Origin of the sequence: Streptococcus sp. 477 (genome assembly GCF_013277295.1) — a bacterium.
Lineage (GTDB): Bacteria > Bacillota > Bacilli > Lactobacillales > Streptococcaceae > Streptococcus > Streptococcus pseudopneumoniae.
Genome location: NZ_VMMQ01000090.1, coordinates 1 through 5,550 on the forward strand (window position 1 = coordinate 1; position 5,550 = coordinate 5,550).

The following is a 5,550-nucleotide window of genomic DNA, read 5'->3' on the forward strand; positions in this document are numbered from 1 at the left end:
TGTCCTCCATTTTTTATTTTTTTAGGTCTAGTTTAACGTCATGACCCACGGACAATTTTTTTAGAATATAAATTGTTTGAGGAGGTTGTTTACAAATAAAAATAGGGCGATACCAGGGATTACAATAATTCCAAAGAAAATTATCACTTTTGATTGAAACTGGTAAACTTCATAGTCTTTCTCGATTTTGGTAACGAGTTGAGCTATTTTTTCATCTGTTTCAGTCTTCTTTCCGTTTTCTTCTGTCAGCTTAGATAGATTTTTCAATTCTTCTAGAATTTCATCAGAATCTTGTTTCTTCTCTTGATTTTCATCTTGCTTTTTCTTTTCAAGTTGCTCTTGTTCCTGTTTATCTTTATCAATGCGCTCATTGAATTTCTTTAATTCGTCATAGACTTTATTAGTCGCTTTTGTTTGCTCATTTAACTTATCAAGTAAACTTTTGTTATATTCTTCAAGACTACCTGATAATTTAGAAAGCTCCTCCGGCTTCATTATGCTGCCACATCAACCGCTTCAACATTTTCAAAACGATCAAAGGCAACTTTTTTAGTCGCAATATTAACGGTCATGAACATTTCAGCTTTTGCAGGTAATGGATTACGAGCAATCAAAGCATATTGTGCTGATGTAAGGCTATATTTTACAGGCAATAAACCTACAACATTTTCAGGATCTTCATTCACTAAAGGAAGCACCCACACTGTAACGCCTGACACCTGTCGTTGCGTTTTCTCGTCTGTAAAATCATAGGGACGAGCACCCAAAATTAGAACATCATTTTTCATTGTTTTCCTCTTTTCTTTTTTGTTGTTCACTTATATATTCGTAAATACATTTCAAAAAAAAGAAAAAATCCAAATTTTTTTTGGATTGATTTTAGCCATTATATATTTATTTCACGTTTCATTGACAGTAAGAAACCAGGGACTAAACTTTTAAAATCGTCTGTCGGTCGGTCTAATGCCCCACCAACACGATTTCAAGTTTAATCTGTCCCTGCTTACTGTCCAATGAACTTTCGCGACATAAAACCATAAACTAATTTTATTTTTCAATCTATTACATCTTTTTCTTTTTTTTGCTATACTAGTATCGCTCTCGGTTACCGATTGCGTTCCTATGGTTCGTGAAAGGAGGTGAGCTTATTGCATTACATTTTTGACGTCTTACTTGCTATTATGGCAGAAGTAGCTGCACACTACATCTGCAAGTGGTTAGATAGCAAGGACAAAGACCGAAGCTAGCCCAAGACACCCGTTAATCTGAAAAGAACGTAAAAAAAGCCCTAGAGGACTGCCATCCTCTGGGGCTTTGGTGTGCTATTGCATTACATTTTATAACTCAATTATACCACATTATTCTGTTTTGTTTTACTTTAAATAATAATTTTTACGTTCCCAGTTCCATATTGCTACAATTTCACGACCTGAAGAAGTGCCGTCCTTATCCTCTCCAGTTTGAACAAGGTTACCATCTTCTAAATCATCAAAGTCCAAGTCTTTTTTGATTTCCTTAAACAGCTTACCAAAACCAATTTGTCTTTTTCGGTGCAATCCTGTCAGCATATCATCTACAATTTGTAGTTTCTCCTGATCCGTGAAATCCGTTTTCTTGTCCGTTACATCAAACGGCTTGACCGGATATTTAGCCGTCTCTAAAATCGCACCTTTTAGCCCTTTGCCTTTATCAGCTTTTACTGCTCTAATATCAACCATTGGAATATAGTCTAGCTTCATAGCTTTCTGCCAAAGTTCTGTCCACTCCTCCTGGTTTAAATAGTCAGCTTTTGACCTAAAATAGCTTGGCTTAACCATTAGTAAAACGTGCAGATGAGGATGATAACTGTCTAATTCTTTGGAATAAGTAACCTCTGTCGCTCTTAAAAAACCAATCAGATTTTTATCAACCTTTTTATACTTCATCAGTCTATTGAACCCTCTTAAAATATCTGTCATAGACTGATTAAGTTCTTGACCTGTCACATTTTTGACAGTCAAAGTCAAGAATAGAAAGCGCCCTTTCGGTTGCTTAATCATAGCTTCTTCAACAATTTTACTTGCTTGATATGAGTACTTCATCGACCTTCTCCAGTTGCACAGAGCACACAGCTTATTTTTGCAGAAATAAGACTGATATAGTTTCTTCGTTCCGTCAGACTGCTCAACAAATTTTAGAACTTCAGCGCATTGATATACTCGCTCAAATGAACGATAACCCAAAATATCTAACTGTCCTGCCAGTTCAATATTTTTTAATTTGCGTTCTCGCCATTTTCTATCTTTTCCAGTCTTTGATATATCCTGAAATACTTGATTTTTGACATCTGTCATGTTATAATTTACCTGTAATTACAAAGAAATATAGAAAAAAGTCCTTGCAATTTTCCTAGCTTTTTATGATTTTGATTAGACACCTAAATTATATCAAAAGCTTTCACAAAAAACAAGGCTTTTTTTGTGCCTGAAAACCCAGTAAAATCAAGGGTTTTGAGCTATTTTGATACTCTTTTTTTAAAATCTCATTATTTCTATATGTATCAAGATAAGAAGAAACCCCCCTACGGGGGCTTTCTCAAGGGGCTTTCAGCCCCTTTTTTTAGCCCTTATTTACCGCTTCAGCCATCTTTTGAATTTTGGCATAAGTGTCATATTTTTCTCTAAGTTCTTTCGATTGGACGAAACTTCTGCGCCATAATCGACGTAGCTTCATTTTTGCTTCAGGGCGTTCACAAACTGCGTTGTAATCTTCCGCATCGAAAGCCCTGGTAAAAGTCCACCGTCCGGCAATCGTTCGACACTCGACAACCTCAAATGTCTGCTCTCTTAACTGCTTCACTACACGTGTAAAGACCTGACTTGTGCCGACAATTTTAATACGCTGTTTCCGTTGCTGAGTAATCTCTGCCAGCAAGCCTTCAGGGAATTTTTGCCAAGCGCTTGAGTTATATTCATTTTGTATCTCATCGATGGCAAATATAACCCCTTTTAGGCCGTTTCTCAGCTCGAAAAGCTGTTGCCAGCTATTCATAGGCACATCCTCATGAACATAGCCGAAATTGGTACAAATAATCGCTTCAGGATACTTCTTTCTCATGCGTTCAAGATATTCAGTCATAGCCATTGTTTTTCCGCCACCCTGACGACCACAATACAAGGTCAGACCATATTCTCTAAATTCTTTTCCGTTCCTGATACGATGATACAAATCATAAGACAAAGCGCCTATAAAGCTAAAAATCTTCAAATATGCAGGCTTTTCCGAAAGCACCTCAAATTGCTTTCCTCGAATACCTTTTTTTCTCATAAACAATAACCAATGCTAAACAGATAAAACGGGCGCCCGCATTTGCGGGCTTTCCGTTTTATCCTGCCTACCCTTTCTTATTTTTTTAGTTAATAAACGGTATTCGATGTATAAGCCAATTTATACATTTCATACCGAAAAGCGAAACATAAAAAGTAGATATCAACCCTATACAGATAAAAATATCTCTAAAAGGCACAAATGGCGATGCCTCATATAAAATATTAGATACCGCATTTAACGCTGATACAAAATTATTGACGAACTCAAATGACGGAAATAAGCCTATCAACCACTCTAAAATTTTAAAACAAACACTTAAAATCCCTTGAACCATTTTAATCCTCCGCCACTTTATGGAACTTTCTAGCAAAGAATAAAGCCATCAAAACATAAGCTAAGGCTCTAAACACCATCTTAATTGGCGAAGCCAATTTTGTTGCTGTTGCTCCGTTTAATATCACATAGTTAGAACCAAAAATATTTACACTCATATCACTTATTGTGTCCTTATCATTAAAATCATACCTTAAAGGAACCATCACAGGGAATTTTCTCCTGAAAGTGTCATTTAAACTGCTCAAGCGTCCTCTTAGCCATGTTTCATCAATCGAAAATGTCCACGTTATAGCCCCTGTAATTGCGTCAGAAATGACTTTAGATAGAGTTTGAAGAAATTCCCATATCTTACTTAAAATGTTTATTATGCCCCCAGGAATAGCTAAAATAGCTTGTAAAATTTTAGCAAGCCAATCCCATAAAGCTTTTAATCCATTTAAAATTGCTCCAGGTATGCCAAGAATTGCATTCAATAACTTTTTAAGCCATTCTATAATCTTATCTAACCATCCAAGGCCTGTACCTGCTGCAGTAGTTGCACCACTACCTGCAAGGATTCCAGCTCCTGCCAATTCACCTGCTCCAGTTAATGAACCCGTACCAGGTATTTCACCAATCCCAAGAGAACCAGCTCCAACCTCTGGAACCGCTGGAGTAGCAACTCCTGTACCTGCCCTAATCTTATTTAACTCCCTTAATTGATCATCAGAATAAGTCTTATCTGATACCCTAGGAAGAGCAGGTAAACTCAAAGAAGCTACCTGAGCATCACTTTTAAAAGTTACTGTTTCGCTATTTTTAGGAAATGCCGTATCTATATATTTCGTTACTACCTCTTTTTGTATTTCTGTCCTTTTTAAAGTATCTGTCTTAATTGTTTCACCTACAGAAATACCTAACTCTGGAATAGATACACCCTTTATATAAAAATCATTTGTACGTTTTTTTTCAGTAAAAATAGCAGCGCCAAGAGGAAGTAATTTATCAGAACTTGAAACCGTCCTAGTTAATTGAATTACATCCCCTGCATCATTAAATACTCTTTTAACTTCTGAAACAGATTTATCTAATAAACTCACAAAAGCAATATTCGGAGCTTTATCAGAAGGAATAGGAGTAATATCAACTACCAAAGTAACACTACTTAAATCATAAGAGCGAGGCATAAAATTCTTATGCCCTGGAATTTGATGCTCTTTATATTTCAAGCCTTTTGAAGAGTCTCCTAAATATATCCCCTCTCTAGCTAAAAAATGAGGTAATTGTTCTGATGGCGTCACTCTTCCTAACAAAAATCCAACTCCATTAGAATAAGTTATACCTCTATCACTTACAGGTCTTGAAATTGTCTCCCCCATACTACCAGTTACATTCTTAATTGCTTGCTTCAATGTATCATCAACTTTAACAGATGTACCTGAAACAAAATCACTTACAGAATGCCCCATTTTTTTAAGTTCGTCAGCAACGGCTCCACCTACTGCAGTTACCTCATCCCAATTTTCAATAGCATATCCAACCGCTACACAAGCAACTATACCCAATACAACCCAAGGTAAAACTGCAGGGTTTAAAGTTCCAAGAAGCATCCCTCCTCCAGACAATAAACCTGCACCTGCATCTGCCTTAACTTCTTTAGGTTTAAATGCACTCGTAAAAAGTAATATAACAATACAAAAACAAACCACTATTTTTTTAATTATTTTTTTCATTTTGCTCCTTATCAAAAAAAGCACCCTTTCGAGTGCTTTTGATTAAAAGAATTTCTTGAGCGTTGATACTGCAAAGCGAACAGCAAGGTTCACTCCCAAGATGGCTGCACCTACTGGCAAAATAGACGGAACTGATTGTAAGACTGAGTCCTTAACTGGTGCCAAAAGCTCTGGTGAAATCAAATTCATGGTA

The 5,550-nt window shown here is 36.3% G+C and carries 5 protein-coding genes; all 5 read right to left on the reverse strand.

Annotated features, from left to right (window positions below; translation table 11 throughout):
• Positions 1-60 precede the first annotated feature (60 nt).
• Positions 61-495: a hypothetical protein gene (locus tag HT691_RS10130; protein WP_023937691.1), complete on the reverse strand. Its 435-nt coding sequence runs from the start codon at positions 493-495 to the stop codon at positions 61-63.
• A complete protein-coding gene (locus tag HT691_RS10135; RefSeq protein ID WP_000786930.1) occupies positions 495-788 on the reverse strand; it encodes a hypothetical protein in 294 nt (97 codons plus the stop codon). The genes HT691_RS10130 and HT691_RS10135 overlap by 1 nt, the downstream gene beginning before the upstream one ends.
• Positions 789-1,373: 585 nt before the next feature.
• Positions 1,374-2,333 (reverse strand): protein rep, encoded by a 960-nt coding sequence (locus tag HT691_RS10140; protein ID WP_172925360.1) that lies wholly within the window; start codon positions 2,331-2,333, stop codon positions 1,374-1,376.
• Between the two features lie 265 nt (positions 2,334-2,598).
• Positions 2,599-3,306 (reverse strand): zonular occludens toxin domain-containing protein, encoded by a 708-nt coding sequence (locus HT691_RS10145; RefSeq protein ID WP_191995538.1) that lies wholly within the window; start codon positions 3,304-3,306, stop codon positions 2,599-2,601.
• A 338-nt stretch (positions 3,307-3,644) separates the two neighbouring features.
• Positions 3,645-5,357: a hypothetical protein gene (locus tag HT691_RS10150; protein WP_023937695.1), complete on the reverse strand. Its 1,713-nt coding sequence runs from the start codon at positions 5,355-5,357 to the stop codon at positions 3,645-3,647.
• Positions 5,358-5,550: the final 193 nt, after the last annotated feature.